Here is a 15,388-nt window from a genome sequence, read left to right as displayed (position 1 = left end):
GTTCTGGCCAGTAATCTCGGCGTTCATGGAGCAGAGGCATCTCGGCCGTACCGGTCTTCGCGTGTCCCGCATCGGACTCGGCACCCTCACCTGGGGCAGGGACACCGACGAGCACGACGCCGCGGACCTCTTGAAGGCGTTCTGGGAAGCGGGCGGGAACCTCGTCGACACGGCGGACGTGTACGGCGACGGAGAGGCCGAGTACCTCCTCGGACGCCTCATAGAAGGCCTGGTCCCGCGCCGGGACCTGGTGATCTCGACGAAGGCCGGCAGCGTGCCGGACCCGGACCGCCGCGTCGACGGCTCGCGCGGGCATCTGCTCTCCGCGCTGGACGCCTCGCTCGCCCGCCTCGGCACGGACTACGTCGACGTCTGGCACATCCACGCCTACGATCCCTGCACCCCGCTCGACGAGACCCTCCACGCCCTCGACCTGGCCGTCAGCAGCGGTCGCGCGCGCTACGCCGGGGTCTCCAACTTCTGCGGCTGGCAGCTCGCGAAGGCGGCGACGTGGCAGCTGGCGGCGCCCGGGACCCGGGTCCGGCTGGCGAGTTCGCAGATGGAGTACTCACTGCTGCAGCGCGGCGTGGAGCGCGAGGTGCTGCCGGCCGCGCTGGACCTCGGCATCGGCCTGCTGCCGTCCTCGCCGCTGGGCCGCGGGGTCCTGACGGGCAAGTACCGGGGCGACGCCGCGCCGCCCGACTCGCGCGGCGCCTCGGAGCACCTGGCGCCCTTCGTCGCGCCGTACCTCGACGACACGGCCGGCCGCATCGTGGACGCCGTGCAGACCGCGGCGGACGGGCTCGCGGTGACGCCCCTTCAGGTCGCGCTCGCCTGGATCCGCGACCGGCCGGGCGTGACCGCCCCCGTCGTCGGTCCGCGCAACGCGCAGCAGCTCACGGCGGCATTGTCAGTGGAGGCCCTTAGTCTTCCTGACGAGATCTGCCGGGCTCTCGACGACGTGTCGGCGCCCGTGCACCGCTATCCCGATCACGACTGGAGCACGCTGTGAGCACGGACCCCGAGACCACGGAGAACGCCGAGCCGGGGACGCCGGGCGCGGCTGCGCAGGACGAGGTGGCGGAGGCGGACGCCGCCGGGGCGGCGGCCGGGGACGGGAGCGCCGAGGCGGCCGAGGGCGACGGCGCGGGCACGGCCGGGAAGTCCGAGGCCGAGGCCGAGTTGGCGGCGCAGCGGCTCGAGCGGGAGCGGATCGAGCGGCGCAAGGCCGAGAAGGCCGGGCCCGTCGACAGCGGCGCGAAGCTCAGCGGGAAGGCCGCCGATCTGCTCGCCGCCGTGCGGGCCGTGGAGAGCGGCCGGAAGCCCGCCTCCACGGTCTTCGACGAGCCCGCGGCCGCTCCCCGCCGCCCCGCCCCCGAGCCGGTACGACGGCCGCAGCCCGCGCCGCAGGCAACACCGGCCGCCGGTCCCGCGCCGGAGGCGGTCGGCGCGGTGGGGCGCGTCCTCGCCGACGGCGGCGCCCCGGAGACCCTCGCCGCACCGGCCGCCGCCGCTCGCGGCGAGGAGGCGGACGAGCGGCTGCGGGCCGATCCCTGGCTGCTGCTGCGCCTCGGCGGAGTGCGGCCCGAGCAGGCCGACGGCTTCGCGCGGGCGCTGCTCGGCGCGGACTGCCGGCCGGACGACGAGCGGCGGGGCCGGGCGCTGACGGGCTGGCTGCTGGAGCAGGCGGCGCTCGCCGGGCACACGGCCCTGGAGATGTCCGCGCTCACCGCGGCGCTGGCCCAGCGAAGCGTGCCGGACACCGAGGCGGCCGTGCAGAGCACCGTCGCGGAGGGCGAGGCACTGGTCTTCCAGGACGTCCTCGATCCGACCGCGCCGGAGCCGCAGGCGGCCGAGGAGGGCGAGGAGCCCGAGGAGCGTCCGGTCCGCGTCCTGATCGGCCTGGAGCGGTACGCGCTCGCGGAGGAGAGCCTCGCCGACGGTCTGGCCCGGCTCGTCAACTCGGTGCCCAAGCAGGACGGTTCGGCCGAGGACTGGGAGCGGGCCGCCGCCGCTGCCCAGGGCTCCACCGCCGAGCTCCTGCGCGCGGTCGCCGGCCACGGCCTGGTGCTGCACACCGGCGGCGAGGCCTCCCTGGCCGAGCCGGCGGCCCTCCTGCGTGCGGCGGCCGGCCTCGGGCTGCGCGTCTGGGCGGCCACGCACACCCCCGGCGGCCGCGACCGGTTCGCGGCGCTGTGGGCCGGGCAGGGGCCCGACGGCGCCGAGCCCGGCGCCGTCTGCGCCGCCACCGTCGGCGGTCTGCTCTCCGGTGCCGAGGGCCCGGGACGGGACGCCGACGGCGCGCTGGACCTGGACCTCCTCGTGGTGCTCGACGCACCCCAGCTGGACGTCGAGACGGGCGCCCTGCTGATCGAGTCGCTCCCGGACGGCGCCCGGCTGGTGCTGGCCGGTGACCCGGCGGTGCTGTGGTCGGCGGGCCCCGGTCGGGTGTTCGCCGATCTGCTGGGCGCCCGGATCTGCCCGCGGGTCGCCTCCCGGATGCCGGACCCGGGCCCCTTGGGCGAGCTGGTCTCGGGCGTGGGCATCGGCGAGCTCCAGCAGGTCGAGGCGCCCGGCAAGGAGGTCGTCATCGTCCCCGTGCGGGACGCGGGCGAGGCCGTGCACCGGACAGTGCAGCTCGTCGCGGACTCGGTGCCGCGGGCCATCGGCGTCCCGTCCGAGCAGACCGTGGTGATCACTCCTGGGCACGGCGGCGCGGCGGGGACGCGCGTGCTCAACGCGGCACTGAAGGAACGCCTCAACCCCGGCCCCGGCCGCTTCGGCGGCTTCGACCCCGGCGACCGGGTGGCCTACTCCCCCACGCCCGGGCGTACGGCCGCGGGGACCGTCGTGAAGGCCGACGCCGAGGGGCTGCACCTGTCGTGCGCGGGCCTCTCCGTCGTGGTTCCGAAGGAGCGGGTGGAGCAGTCCGTGCGGCACGGGTGGGCGCTGACCGCGCACCAGGCGGTGGGCGACCGCTGGCCCGCGGCGGTCGTGGTGCTGCCCGGGGACGCGGCGCAGGCCCTGAGCCGCCCGTGGGTCTACACGGCGTTCGGCAGGGCGGGCCGTCATCTGTCCGTGGTCCACGGTGTGGAGCAGGCGCTGCCCCGGGCCGTGGCCGAGGTCCTGGCCAAGCCCCGCACCACGCGCCTCCCGCTGCTGCTGGCGACGCAGACTCCGGCCACCGGCTGACCCACCCGGCGGACATGGCGGCGGCGGTCCCGGGGTCTCCCCCAGAACCGCCGCCGGGCCGTCGTGCCGGTGCGCCGTGTCAGCGCTCCGCGTCGAGCGGCTCCAGGTCCTCCTCGCCGTCGAGGTCGGCGTCGAGCTCGTCGTCGAGGTCCTCCTCGTCCACGTCCTCCAGGCCCACGTCGTCGAGCTCGTCGTCGAAGACGGCGCTGACGTCGAAGCGGCAGACCACCCGCTGCGGGTCGATCTGCTCGAACGGCGCCTCCAGCCACTCGCCGGGCTCGGCCGGTTCGTCCGTGGCCGTCACCCAGAGCGTGGAGTCGCCCTCCTCCAGCCCGAACTCCTTGTGCCGCGAGGCAATCTCGTCCGGTTCGAACTCGCCGAAGAGGATGCCCAGCGCGCCGTGCACCGTCGCCGACGCCTCGGTGCCGGAGCTCCGGGAGTCGTCGGAGTCCGCCGCCTCCACGCGCTGTGCCTGTGCCAGCAGCCGCTGCGGCTCGACGACCGCGTAGTCACGGCGGATGAGCACGCTCAGGGCGTTCGGCTCCTCGGGACCGGTGTACGGCGGCAGCGCGTCCTCCGCACCGGGGATCTCGAAGGGCGTGACCTCGTCGTAGCGGTCGTAGAGCAGCTCGTCGTACGTCTCGGCGGCCGCGGCGAGCTCGTTGAACGCCTCGTAGACGGCCGGGTCGTCCTCCCCGGACCTGCGTTCGACCGCGGCCAGGTGGCGGTCGAGCGCGGTCTTGACCGCCTCGGCGGCGGCTCGTACCTCGGCAGCGGTGGGCTGCGCAGCATCAGACATAGTGCAGACGCTATCCGTACCGGGCCCCAGCCCGCACAATAGATGCGATGCCGGAATACGAATTTGTCGACGTGTACGTACCGCGCGGGGTCTCCCGCAAGGACGCCACACGCCTGCTGACGGACCATGCCGAGTACGGACACTGGGAGTTGGACCGTCTGAGCCTGCTGCGCGACGGCAGCCGCAGAGTGCGGTTGCGCCGGCGGATCATCCGCCAGGTGCGAGCCACGTGGTGAGCTGAGGCCCAGGACGCGACGACGAGACGGAGCGGGCCCCGCATGCACGGGGCCCGCTCCGTTCTGCGCACCGCCGGGGAAGTTCGCGGTGCTTCATGTGTGTCTGCTCCGGTTCAGACCGAAGCGCGCGCCTTGCGGTACATGACCGCGCCGGCCAGCAGCGCACCCGCGCCCACCGGGAGCGCGACACCGATCGGCAGGTCGCTGCCCGTGTGGGCGAGCTGCGCACCGCCCTTGGGCTGGGTGACCGTCTGGGTGCCCGGGTGGTTGGGGTGCGTGGAGCCGCCCGGCGTGGAGCCGCCCGGCGTCGAACCGCCGGTCTTCGGCGGGGTGCTCGGGGTGCCGGGGTGCGAGGGGTTGCCCGGGTGACCAGGGTGACCCGGGTGACCGGGGTGGCCCGGGTGGCCCGGGTGGCCTGGGTGACCGGGATGGCCCGGGTGACCCGGAGTGCCCGGGTTGCCGGGAGGCGTCCGATGCCCGCCGCCCGAACCGCCGTTGGAGCAGTCGTTGTCCTTGACGGCGTTGCCGACGCCGACGACGTTCACGCTGTTCCCGCAGACGTTCACCGGCACGTCGATCGGCACCTGCACGGTGTTGCCGGAGCCCACACCGGGTGAGTCACTGGCATGCCCGCCGGCGTGCGAGCCGTGGTGCGCCCCGGAGGAGCCGCTGCCGCCCTCGTTGGCGCAGGAGTTCCCCATGGCCGGGTTGAGGATCCCGACGACGTCCACCGTGTTGCCGCAGACGTTCACCGGCACGTGCACCGGGGCCTGCACGGTGTTGCCGGAGAGGATGCCCGGCGAGTTGGAACCGGAGCCGTTCGCGCCCGAGTCGGCGTGGGCGTATCCGCCCGCCGCGGCGAGCACGCCGGTCGCGGCCGCCACGGTCATCAGGCCCTTGCGGGTGACCTGTCGCATTGCTGAATTCTCCCTGCCTTCGATCCTGACCTGGAATCTCGCGGATCCGCGAAATCGTTCGAAGAAATCCACGGCAACGGCCGGTCGGCCCCGGAGCGCGTGGCGCGCGCTCCGGAGCCGACGGCGTGAGCGATCCTCAGCGGATCGGCGTCACTTGTTGATGCAGGTGTTGCCGAAGGCGGGGTTCAGCAGCCCGATCACGGAGACCGTGTTGCCGCAGACGTTCACCGGGACGTGCACCGGAACCTGAACGACGTTGCCGGACACGATGCCCGGGGAGTGCACCGCGGCACCCTGAGCACCGGAGTCGGCGACGGCCAGGCCCGCACCCGCGAGAACCAGACCACCAGTGGCAGCCGCAGCAGCGACGACCTTCTTGAGCATTACTTCCTCCTTGTTGGCACATGCGATCTCGTGTCGCTGATCGCATTACCTGTAACGAGGAGGGAGTGATGGAGCTACGAGCTGATCGTCGCATTCACTCGTCTCGGTCCGGCTCCGTACGCGCTGCCGATTACGAAGGTCACGACGCGTCGATGAACCGGTCGAGCACGCGCACGCCGAACTGCAGGCCGTCGACCGGCACCCGCTCGTCGACACCGTGGAACATGCCGGCGAAGTCCAGCTCCGGGGGCAGCTTGAGCGGCGCGAAGCCGAAGCCGCGGATGCCGAGGTCGTCGAAGGACTTGGCGTCCGTGCCGCCGGAGAGCATGTACGGGATCGCCTTGGCGGCCGGGTCCTCGGCGACCAGCGCCGACTGCATGGCCTCCACCAGCGCGCCGTCGAAGGTCGTCTCGACGGCCTTGTCGGCGTGCACGTCCTCGCGCTTCACCTTGGGCCCGAGGACCTTGTCGAGGTCGGTGAGGAACTCCTCCTCGAAGCCGGGCAGGAAGCGCCCGTCGACGTGGGCGGTGGCCTCGCCCGGGATGACGTTGACCTTGTAGCCCGCGCCGAGCTGGGTGGGGTTGGCGGTGTTGCTCAGGGTCGCGCCGATGAGCTTGGCGATGCCGCCGAGCCTGGCCAGCGTGGACTCCATGTCCTCCGGGTCCAGCTCCGTGCCGAGCGCGTCGCCGAGTTCGTCGAGGAAGGCCCGGGTCGTCTTGGTCACGCGGACCGGGAACTTGTGCCGGCCCAGGCGCGCGACCGCCTCCGACAGCTCGGTGATCGCGTTGTCGCGGTGGATCATCGACCCGTGCCCGGCGGTGCCGGCCACGGTCAGCTTCATCCAGTGCATGCCCTTCTCGGCCGTCTGGATCAGGTACAACCGCCGCTGCTCGCTGACCGTGAAGGAGAAGCCGCCCACCTCGCTGATCGCCTCGGTCACGCCCTCGAACAGGCCGGGGTGCTTGTCGACCAGGTGCTTGGCGCCGTACGTGCCGCCCGCCTCCTCGTCGGCGAGGAAGGCCAGGACGATGTCGCGCGGGGGCCTGCGGCCGCTGCGCAGCCGGTCGCGCACGACCGCCAGGGTCATGGCGTCCATGTCCTTCATGTCGACGGCGCCGCGGCCCCACACGCACCCGTCGGCGACCTCGCCGGAGAAGGGGTGGTGGGTCCAGTCGCCGGCGTTGGCCGGCACGACGTCGAGGTGACCGTGGATGAGGAGCGCGGGCCGCGAGGGGTCCTCGCCCTCGATGCGGGCCACCGTGGAGGCCCGGCCGGGGTGCGACTCGAAGATCTCCGGTTCGAGACCGACCTCGGCGAGCTTCCCGGCGACGTACTCGGCCGCCTTGCGCTCACCCGGACCCGAGTGGTCGCCGTAGTTGCTGGTGTCGATCTGGATCAGCTCGCGGCAGAGGTCCACGACCTCGTCCTCGCCGGAGACGCCCTTGGCCGTGCCCGTCTCACTCACGCTGCTTCCTCCCGCTGTCACTGCTGGTGGTTCCCCTCATCCTCCCTCTCCGCCCGCTCCCTCCCCAAGAGCGGACCCCGCCCGTCACACGCCGTTCACGCCGGACGGGGGGTGACCAGGGACCCCTTCAAAGCCTGGTAGTGTTTCTCTCGTCGCCGCGGGCACTCCCCGCACACGACAGACACCTTGTCCGGGTGGCGGAATGGCAGACGCGCTAGCTTGAGGTGCTAGTGCCCTTTATCGGGCGTGGGGGTTCAAGTCCCCCCTCGGACACAACGAGTGAGGCCGTGACCCCCCGGGGTCACGGCCTCACTCGTTGTGTGGGGCATCTCTCCTTCCCCGGAAGACAGCCAGGTCAGCAGCTCCGGTGGGCCCTCGCGCACCCCCGGGCGGCCCGTCCGAGTGGCCGATTCATGGGGGCCAACCTAGCGTTCGTACTAAAATTTCCGGCTTGTTACGGAGCTGGAGCCGGACAACCCCAGGCAGACCTGCGGGCCCGCCAGCGCCCCGGAGGCTTCCGGGATCGAGACGCGAGGACCGATGGCAGCCATACACGAGAGCAGCGCTCTCGGCCTGCTCGACGAAGAGCTCAGCGCTGAGATCCACGAGGAGATCGACCAGCAGTTCGGCGACATCGCCCGCTTTTCGGGAGGTCAGGCGGCCTCTCCGCGCACCCTCGTCGACATCTTCGACGCCTCCGTGCGCTCCTTCCCGGACGAGCTCGCCCTCGACGACGGCACCACGCGCCTCACCTACCGCGCGCTGGCCGCCGAGGTGGAGCAGCTGCGCCGGCGGCTCGGCGCCGCCGGGGTCGGGCTCGGCGACCGGGTGGGCGTCCGCGTGCCGTCCGGCACCAACGACCTCTACGTGGCCATCCTGGCGGTCCTCGCCGCGGGCGCGGCCTACGTCCCCGTGGACGCCGAGGACCCCGACGAGCGGGCCGAGCTGGTCTTCGGGGAGGCCGGGGTACGGGCCGTCGTCGGGGCCGGGCACGAACTGACCGTCAACGGGCGCAGCGACGTCCCCGCCGCGCGGCCGGGCGGCGAGCACGACGCGTGGATCATCTTCACCTCCGGCTCCACCGGCAAGCCCAAGGGCGTCGCGGTCGGTCACCGCAGCGCCGCCGCGTTCGTGGACGCCGAGGCGGCGCTGTTCCTCACCGAGGACCCGATCGGCCCCTGCGACCGGGTCATGGCCGGGCTGTCCGTCGCCTTCGACGCCTCCTGCGAGGAGATGTGGCTGGCGTGGCGGTACGGCGCCTGTCTGGTGCCGGTGCCGCGCTCGCAGGTCCGCAGCGGGGCCGACCTCGGGCCCTGGCTGGTCGAGCAGGAGATCACCGTGGTGTCCACGGTCCCGACGCTCGCCTCGCTCTGGGAGTCCGAGACCCTCAACGACGTACGCCTGCTGATCTTCGGCGGCGAGGCCTGCCCGCCCGAGCTGGTGCAGCGGCTGGTGACCGAGGGACGCGAGGTCTGGAACACGTACGGACCCACCGAGGCGACCGTCGTGGCCTGCGCCTCGCTGATGTCCGGCGACGAACCCATCCGGATCGGGCTGCCGCTGGACGGCTACGAGCTGGCCGTCGTCGACGAGGCCGGCGAGCCCGTGCCGATGGGCGGCACCGGGCAGCTGGTGATCGGCGGGGTCGGGCTCGCCCGGTACCTCGACGCCGAGAAGGACGCGGAGAAGTACGCGCCGCTGGAGTCCCTGGGCTGGGAGCGGGCGTACCGCAGCGGTGACCTGGTCAAGGCCGAGCCGGAGGGGCTGGTCTTCCTCGGGCGGGCCGACGAGCAGATCAAGCTCGGCGGACGCCGCATCGAGCTCGGCGAGGTGGACGCGGCCCTGCAGGCGCTGCCCGGTGTCGCGGGCGCCGCGGCGGCCGTGCGCACAGCGCGCAGCGGCAACCAGCTCCTCGTCGGCTACGTCGTCACCCAGGACGGCTGGGACCACGCGACCGCCGTGGAGAAGCTGCGCGCCGAACTGCCCGCCGCGCTCGTGCCGTTGCTGGCCCCGGTCGAGGACCTGCCGACGCGGACCAGCGGCAAGGTCGACCGCAACGCGCTGCCCTGGCCGCTTCAGGGCCTGGAGACCGGCGGGCCCGCCGAGCAGCTCTACGGCACCGAGGCGTGGCTGGCCGAGCAGTGGACGGAAGTCCTCGGCATCCCCGTCACCAGTGCCCGCGACGACTTCTTCGCGATCGGCGGCGGCAGCCTGGCGGCCGCCCAGCTGACCACGAGGCTGCGCACCCGCTACCCGAGCGCGGCCGTACTCGACATCTACCAGCAGCCCACCCTGCGCAAGCTGGCCCGCCGGCTCGAGGAGTCGGTGACGGACGACGGCGCCGGGCGCACCGTCGCCCCGGTGCCGGTGCGCGCCAAGGTGATCCAGCTCCTGGTGCTGGTCCCGCTGTTCACCCTGCTCGGTCTGCGCTGGACGATCGCGCTGGCCGCGGCCGGGAATCTGCTGCCGGCCTACGCGTGGCTGCCGACGGCCCCCTGGTGGCTGCTCGCCGCCGGTGCCCTCGTGCTGTTCACCCCGCCAGGGAGGCTCGCGATCGCCGCGGGCGGTGCGCGGCTCCTGCTGCGCGGCGTGGAGCCCGGCCGGTACCCGCGCGGCGGCGGCGTGCATCTGCGGCTGTGGACGGCCGAGCGGCTGGCCGAGTTCAGCGGCGCGACCTCGCTGACCGGCTCCTGGCTGGAGCGGTACGCGCGGGCGCTGGGCGCCAAGGTCGGCCAGGACGTCGACCTGCACTCGCTGCCCCCGGTCACCGGTCTGCTCAAGCTGGGCCGGGGCGCGGCCGTGGAGTCCGAGGTCGACCTGTCCGGCTACTGGCTGGACGGCGACCGGCTGGAGATCGGCGCGGTCAAGGTCGGCGCGCACGCCACCGTCGGCACCCGCAGCATGCTCTTCCCGGGCGCCCGCGTGGGCAAGCGCGCCGAGGTGGCGCCGGGCTCGGCGGTCGGCGGGCAGATCCCGACCGGCCAGCGCTGGGCCGGCGCGCCCGCCGTCAAGCTCGGCAAGGCCAAGCGCCACTGGCCCAAGGAGCGCCCGCAGCGGGGCACGTACTGGCGGGTGATGTACGGCCTGACCGGCCTCGCGCTCTCCGCGCTGCCGCTGCTGGCGGGCGGCGCCGCGTTCCTCGTGGCGCGTGCGCTCGTCGACCCGGCCGCGCCCGTGCGGGGCGCCGCGCTCGCCCTGGTCCCGGCGACGCTGGCCTTCGGGGCGGCGTACGCGCTGCTGATCCTGGTCTCCGTACGGCTGCTGAGCCTGGGGCTGCGCGAGGGCACGTATCCGACGCACAGCCGGACCGGCTGGCAGGCCTGGACCGTCACCCAGCTGATGGACCGCTCCCGCGAGACGCTGTTCCCGCTGTACGCCGGGCTGGTCACGCCGGTGTGGCTGCGGCTGCTCGGGATGCGCGTCGGGCGCGGCGCCGAGGTTTCCACGGTGCTCGCGCTGCCGAGTCTGACGACGGTCGGCGAGGGCGCGTTCCTGGCCGACGACACGCTGACCGCGCCGTACGAGCTCGGCCGTGGCTGGATGCGGATCGGGCGTGCGGAGATCGGTCGGCGGGCCTTCCTCGGCAACTCCGGGATGACCGCGCCGGGGCGCAGCGTGCCGGACGGCGGTCTGGTCGGGGTGCTGTCGGCGACGCCGAAGAAGGCGAAGAAGGGCAGCTCCTACCTGGGGCTGCCGCCCGTGAGGCTGCCGCGCAACGCCGAGTCCGGCGACCAGAGCCTGACCTACGACCCGCCGGCCCGGCTGCTGTGGGCGCGCGGTCTGGTGGAGCTGTGCCGGATCGTGCCGGTGTTCTGCTCGGCGGCCCTCGCGGCGGCGACGGTGGCGCTGCTGTGCCTGCTCGGGCCGTGGGCGCCGCTGCTGTCCGGGCTGGTGCTGCTGGTGGCCGGCGGGGCCGCGGCGCTAGTCTCGGTCGTCGCGAAGTGGCTGCTGGTGGGGCGGCATCGCACGGGCGAGCACCCGCTGTGGAGCGGCTTCGTCTGGCGCAACGAGCTGGCGGACACCTTCGTCGAGGTCGTCGCCGTGCCCTGGCTCGCCGCGATGGTGCCGGGAACGCCGCTGATGACGGGCTGGCTGCGCGGCCTGGGCGCCAGGATCGGCAAGGGCGTGTGGGTGGAGAGCTACTGGCTGCCGGAGACCGACCTGGTGACCCTGGAGGACGCGGCGACCGTGAACCGCGGCTGCGTCCTGCAGACCCACCTCTTCCACGACCGGATCTTGCGGACGGATACTGTGGTTCTCCGTGAGGGTGCCACGCTGGGCCCTGGCGGGATCGTGCTGCCCGGCAGCACGATCGGGGCCCGCACCACCCTGGGTCCCGCGTCGCTCGTCATGGCAGCGGAGTGCGTCCCGGACGACACCCGCTGGCTGGGCAACCCGATCGAGGCATGGCGTCCCTGAGCGCGGGTCACTCGGAACCGGTGAGCGGGGTACCGGCGAGTGGCGATTCGGCGCAGGGAGCAGAAGCGGCAGTGGCAGTTCAGCAGCAGGCGGGTTCGGACCCGTACTTCCCGGACCACGGTGACGCCCGGTACCGGGTGCACCGCTACGAACTCACGCTGGACTACCGCCCGGGCCCGAACCGGCTGGCCGGGACCGCCCGCATCAACGCCATAGCGGGCCGGTCGCCGCTGTCCGAGTTCTTCCTCAACCTCTCCGACTTCAAGATCGGCCGGGTCCGGGTGGACGGGCGTCAGCCGCACTACACGCACCGCGGCGGGAAGCTGCGGGTCCGCCCCGCCAAGCCCGTGCGGGCCGGTGCCGCCTTCACCGTCGAGGTGCAGTGGTCCGGCAACCCCAAGCCGGTGAACAGCCCGTGGGGCGGGCTCGGCTGGGAGGAGCTGGAGGACGGGGCGCTGGTGGCCAGCCAGCCGATCGGGGCGCCGTCCTGGTACCCGTGCAACGACCGGCCCGCGGACAAGGCCGCGTACCAGATCTCGATCACCACGCCGTCGGCGTACGCGGTGGTGGCGGGCGGCCGGCTGCTGACCCGCACCACGCGTGCGTCGACGACGACCTGGGTGTACGAGCAGCCGGCGCCGACGTCGAGCTATCTGGTGGGGCTCGCGATCGGCAAGTACCAGACGGTGCTGCTGGGCGATCCGGGGCCGGGCGGGGTGCCGCAGCACGGGCACATCCCGGCGCATCTGCTGCCGCAGTTCTCCCGGGACTTCGCGCGCCAGCCGCAGATGATGGAACTGTTCCAGGAGCTCTTCGGCCCCTACCCGTTCGGCGAGTACGCCGTCGTGGTGACCGAGGAGGAGCTGGACGTCCCCGTCGAGGCCCAGGGGTTGTCGCTGTTCGGCGCCAACCACGTGGACGGCGCCAGGGGTTCGGAGCGGCTGGTGGCGCACGAGCTGGCGCACCAGTGGTTCGGCAACAGCGTGTCCATCGCGGACTGGCGGCAGATCTGGCTGAACGAGGGGTTCGCCAAGTACGCCGAGTGGCTGTGGTCGGAGCGGTCCGGCGGGCGCAGCGCGCAGCAACTCGCCGCCGTGGCACACCGGTTGCTGTCCTCGCGGCCGCAGGACCTGCGGCTGGCCGATCCGGGCCGCAAGTCGATGTTCGACGACCGGCTCTACGAGCGGGGCGGGCTGACCCTGCACGCGGTGCGCTGCGCGATGGGCGACGAGGCGTTCTTCCGCATGCTGCGCGGCTGGGCGGTGCTGCACCGGGACGGGGCGGTGGCGACCAAGACCTTCACGGCCCACGTCAACCGGTTCGCGGACGAGCCGCTGGACGGTCTCTTCGAGGCCTGGCTGTACGGCGCGGAACTGCCGCCGCTGCCCACGCAGATGCCGGCGCGGCCCACGCACCCGCCCACCAACGCCGAGTCGGCGTAGGCGGGCGGGCCGTCCGTCCCTCTGTCCGTCCGGGGCGGGGGCGTCAGCTCGCGGGCACCTTCAGCTTGTCCCAGCTGACCTTGCCCGGGATGCCGTCGGCGTCCTTGCCCTTGAAGCCGAGCTTGTGCTGCCAGGCCTGGTAGGACTTGCGGTCGGCGTCGGTCCACTCGGGGCCGGGGCCGGACTCGTAGTGGTCGCAGCCCTCGGCGACCAGACGCTTGCCCATCGCGGTGACGAGCGCGGACTTCTGCCCGTTGTGGAAGAAGCCGCCGCCCGGGAAGGGCGCGTAGCGGGGCTTGGACGGCGGCTTCGGGTCGCCCGATCCGCCTTGGCCGCCCTTGCCGGCCAGGCGTTCGGCGATGCGCTTGCGCATCCCGTCCATGGTGAAGCCGCGCGGGTCCTGCTTGCCCGGCTGCCACTCCTTGTGGCCGATGACCGACCGCTCGCTCCAGCCGTAGTGCCGGCAGATGGCCGCGGCCACCTTCTCGATGGCCTCCTTCTGCGCCTCGGGCCAAGGGTCCTTGCCGTCACCGAGGTTGATGCACTCGAAGCCGTAGAAGTGCCGGTTGCCGTCGGTGTCGGCCTCGTTGTCGTGCGGCAGCCTCGACTCGTCGACGACGGCGCGCAGGACGTCGCTGTCGCCCAACCCGGCATGGTTGGCACGGCCGTTGCCGACGAGGTGGACCTCGCCCTTCTTGTCGATGACGCCGTGGCACAGCGGGCCGGGCAGCCCGGAGTAGCCGTTGTAGCAGATGTTGACGGAGTTCTCGGTGCCCGAGGTGACGGTGTGGTGGATCATCACGCCGTTCACCGGGCCCCAGGGCCCCTTCGTATTGCGGTTGTGGGTACGCCAGTTGCGCACCTCGTGGACCGTCACGCCCTCCGCTCGCAGGATCTCGATCAGCTTGGACGCGCTCATGGGCGTGGCCATCAGTTGTCTCCTTCCGCCGCCGCCTCCGCTTCCGCAGTGGTCTGCGACCTCCCGTGCGACGGGTCCTCCGCCGCCGTCTCCTCCCGCCGCGCCTGCTCCTCCGCCGCGAGGGCGGCCTTGTCCGCGGCGGGGATGCTGCTGGCCAGCGGGCCGAAGGCGAGCCGCAGGTCGACGGCGCTCTCCTCGCCCTTGACCAGGGCCAGCGGGGCGAAGTGCCGGGCGATGCCGGCGGGGCCCTGCAGCAGCGGGCGGCGGGCCGGGTCGGCGGGCCACTCGACCGCGCCGGTGGCGGTGCGGGCCGGGATCAGCCAGTGGTCGCCGGTGCGGTAGCCGCCGCCCTTGGCGAAGTACACTTCGACGCCGTCCTCCAGGGGCAGCCACTCCCCCTCCGTGACGGGGACGGCGCCGCCCTTGAGACCCGGCGTGCGGCCCTTGCGCCTCGGGCCCTCGTGATGGTCCCAGCGGCGCAGGAACGGATTCAGCCCCGGCAGCCGCCCCACGCGCACGTCGGGCTCGGCGGAGAGCCGGACGCGGCGGCCGGGCAGGTCGAGCTCCTCGACGCGCAGCAGCGGCAGGGCCTCCAGCCGGGAGGAGTACGCCGTGTCCGTGAACTCCACCTGGTCGCCGACGTCCAGGTCCAGCTTCCCGTCGTTGCCGAGGGAGGCCAACTGCACCCAGGTTCCGTCGAGTTCGTCGACCGGGAAGACGACGGAGCCGTTCTCGCGGGACCACTTGAAGGTGGCGTCCTTCGCCTCGCCGCCGGCGTGCACCTCGACCCGGTAGAGCTGGTTCTCCGGTCCGCGGTAGCGGGCGTCCGGCCTGACCAGGCACGGGTCCTCGTCGGCGTGGTCGGGCCGCTCGCTGCGGGCGGCCAGCCGGGCCGAGGACAGCGCCTGGCGCTGCGCCCACTTCTCGAAGGCGGCGCGGACCACCTCCTTCGAGGGGTCGGCGTCCTCGATCGCCAGCTCTCCGAGGGAGAGCGGCAGCACCTGCCAGACCACCTTGACGCGGGCCGCCGTGTCCGGCATCGCCGCGCCGAGGGCGACCTCGCGCAGCGCCGGGTCCTCGGCCGCGGTCACCGAGCGCTCCCAGACGTTCAGGTAGACCACGAACGGGGACTGCGCGGGCGAGGGCAGCCGGTCGCCGGGCTTCTCCGGGTCGCGGAAGGCGTCGGGCTGGTCCCAGTAGGTCCAGTACGACGGCGGCGCCGGGGTGTCCTCCGCCGCGTCGTCGGTGTCCTCGTCCGGCACCGGTGTGCCCGGGGCCGGACGGTCGGCGTCGAGGAGGATGCCGTCGACGTAGTAGCGCCCGCCGTGGATGTAGAGGGTGTCGATGTCGTGCTTGCCGCCGACGTACTCGATGCGGAAGCCCGCGGCGTCGCGCGGCCCGCCGTGGCGGCCGATCAGGTCGGCGGCGAGGGTGCGGGCCTGGTGGAGCTGGATCGCCGTCTGCTCGTTGGCGTCGGCGTCGAGCTGGACCCGGCCCTGCTGGGCGACGACCGCGGAGTAGTGCCGCTCCGGCCGGAAGGTGAGTCGGGAGAGGTCAGCGTGCATGAAGGGGGTCCCCCTGGTTCGAGAAAATGCGGGTGTGTCGTTCGGCGGCA

11 protein-coding genes and 1 tRNA gene are annotated in these 15,388 nt (G+C 73.3%); 6 read left to right on the top strand and 6 right to left on the bottom strand.

All coding sequences use genetic code 11. The annotated features are described in order from the left end of the window. Positions 1-25: 25 nt before the first annotated feature. The gene (locus ACFU97_RS09600) at positions 26-1,012 is read left to right on the top strand and encodes an aldo/keto reductase (protein ID WP_384253203.1); all 987 of its coding nucleotides are present in this window, start codon (positions 26-28) and stop codon (positions 1,010-1,012) included. After that, positions 1,009-3,192 carry a helix-hairpin-helix domain-containing protein gene (locus ACFU97_RS09595; RefSeq protein ID WP_384253200.1) on the top strand — a complete coding sequence of 728 codons (2,184 nt, stop codon included), beginning with the start codon at positions 1,009-1,011 and terminating at the stop codon, positions 3,190-3,192. The genes ACFU97_RS09600 and ACFU97_RS09595 overlap by 4 nt, the downstream gene beginning before the upstream one ends. A gap of 79 nt (positions 3,193-3,271) precedes the next feature. Here ACFU97_RS09595 and ACFU97_RS09590 read toward each other — a convergent pair whose 3' ends face one another. Further along, positions 3,272-3,991, bottom strand: coding sequence for a hypothetical protein (locus ACFU97_RS09590; RefSeq protein WP_384253197.1), 720 nt, complete (start codon positions 3,989-3,991; stop codon positions 3,272-3,274). A gap of 47 nt (positions 3,992-4,038) precedes the next feature. Here ACFU97_RS09590 and ACFU97_RS09585 point away from each other — a divergent pair, with 47 nt between their 5' ends. Then, positions 4,039-4,227 (top strand): DUF5703 family protein, encoded by a 189-nt coding sequence (locus ACFU97_RS09585; protein ID WP_005485166.1) that lies wholly within the window; start codon positions 4,039-4,041, stop codon positions 4,225-4,227. A gap of 113 nt (positions 4,228-4,340) precedes the next feature. Here ACFU97_RS09585 and ACFU97_RS09580 read toward each other — a convergent pair whose 3' ends face one another. The 3 genes from ACFU97_RS09580 to ACFU97_RS09570 all read right to left on the bottom strand — a co-directional run bounded on the left by ACFU97_RS09580 (position 4,341) and on the right by ACFU97_RS09570 (position 6,993). Further along, positions 4,341-5,144: a chaplin gene (locus ACFU97_RS09580; RefSeq protein WP_384253195.1), complete on the bottom strand. Its 804-nt coding sequence runs from the start codon at positions 5,142-5,144 to the stop codon at positions 4,341-4,343. Between the two features lie 150 nt (positions 5,145-5,294). Then, the gene (gene chpH / locus ACFU97_RS09575; RefSeq protein ID WP_384253192.1) at positions 5,295-5,528 is read right to left on the bottom strand and encodes a chaplin ChpH; all 234 of its coding nucleotides are present in this window, start codon (positions 5,526-5,528) and stop codon (positions 5,295-5,297) included. A 139-nt stretch (positions 5,529-5,667) separates the two neighbouring features. Continuing rightward, on the bottom strand, positions 5,668-6,993 hold the full coding sequence (locus tag ACFU97_RS09570; protein WP_384253189.1) for a M20/M25/M40 family metallo-hydrolase: 1,326 nt from the start codon (positions 6,991-6,993) through the stop codon (positions 5,668-5,670). A gap of 188 nt (positions 6,994-7,181) precedes the next feature. On the opposite strand from ACFU97_RS09570, the gene ACFU97_RS09565 reads away from it, so the two are divergent. From ACFU97_RS09565 to ACFU97_RS09555, 3 genes are all read left to right on the top strand, one after another. Next, positions 7,182-7,266, top strand: a tRNA-Leu gene (locus ACFU97_RS09565). Positions 7,267-7,533: 267 nt separating this feature from the next. After that, a complete protein-coding gene (locus ACFU97_RS09560; RefSeq protein ID WP_384253187.1) occupies positions 7,534-11,412 on the top strand; it encodes a Pls/PosA family non-ribosomal peptide synthetase in 3,879 nt (1,292 codons plus the stop codon). Between the two features lie 71 nt (positions 11,413-11,483). Beyond that, positions 11,484-12,854 (top strand): M1 family metallopeptidase, encoded by a 1,371-nt coding sequence (locus ACFU97_RS09555; RefSeq protein WP_384253184.1) that lies wholly within the window; start codon positions 11,484-11,486, stop codon positions 12,852-12,854. A 43-nt stretch (positions 12,855-12,897) separates the two neighbouring features. Here ACFU97_RS09555 and ACFU97_RS09550 read toward each other — a convergent pair whose 3' ends face one another. Continuing rightward, a complete protein-coding gene (locus tag ACFU97_RS09550; RefSeq protein WP_384253181.1) occupies positions 12,898-13,785 on the bottom strand; it encodes a peptidoglycan-binding protein in 888 nt (295 codons plus the stop codon). Beyond that, positions 13,785-15,338, bottom strand: a complete 1,554-nt coding sequence (locus tag ACFU97_RS09545) for a DUF6519 domain-containing protein (RefSeq protein ID WP_384253179.1) — start codon at positions 15,336-15,338, stop codon at positions 13,785-13,787. The genes ACFU97_RS09550 and ACFU97_RS09545 overlap by 1 nt, the downstream gene beginning before the upstream one ends. Positions 15,339-15,388 lie beyond the last annotated feature (50 nt).

The sequence above is a fragment of the Streptomyces sp. NPDC057616 genome (assembly GCF_042800575.1).
Lineage (GTDB): Bacteria > Actinomycetota > Actinomycetes > Streptomycetales > Streptomycetaceae > Streptomyces.
Note: the sequence above shows the minus strand (reverse complement) of the source record. Positions and strands in the feature narration are given on the sequence as shown.